The organism is Ancylomarina sp. YFZ004, from assembly GCF_054254355.1.
Window position 1 is genome coordinate 1 of sequence record NZ_JBTCHQ010000043.1, and the last position, 657, is coordinate 657.

Here is a 657-nt window from a genome sequence, read left to right on the forward strand (position 1 = left end):
ATAAAACCATCTTTCTTAAACAATCTAACCTATCGACTTTTTCGAATTGTTCATACATTCCAATTACATAATCGTCATTTGGATATAGCTTTTTCAACTCATCTGTTTTCAATCTAAATGATAATGTGTCTTGCAGGAAAAAATAATCCATTGCTTCTTCTATTCTTAATCCTTTAAGTTCTTGATCATTCAACTTTTCAATTGGGTATTTTTCTATTCTGAGAATTCTATATTTAATGTAATACTTCTTTGCTTCTTCATTATTTCCGTTTAATTCATTAAGCATACCTGCTATAGCATGTGCTTTTATCTTTTTAGAATCAATTTCTATTAAATCCTCAATAGTCTCAATCGCTTTGTCATATTGATTTATCTGAGCATAGATTTTTGCTTGATTATAGTAAATCAAGTAATTCGTTCTATAGTATTTCTTGGCACTTTCAAAATCCTTAATTGACTCTTGTGCAGCTTCAATTTCAGTCTTACCCAAATGAGCTCCATAATATTTTTTCAAAGCTCGGTCGTTTAAATAGATTCCGTAACTCATTTTTAAAAACACACCTAATGGGATCATTGATATAATAAAAATGATCAAAATTATTCTGAGTTTCTTTTTGACTTGTTTATTCATGTTTGCTTTACTATGCTCTCTAACGG

General features: G+C 28.9%; 1 protein-coding gene. It reads right to left on the reverse strand.

The annotated features are described in order from the left end of the window. A partial coding sequence (locus ACXR6G_RS20130) for a hypothetical protein (protein ID WP_458363249.1) occupies window positions 1-631 on the reverse strand: 631 nt, incomplete at its 3' end. Window positions 632-657 lie beyond the last annotated feature (26 nt).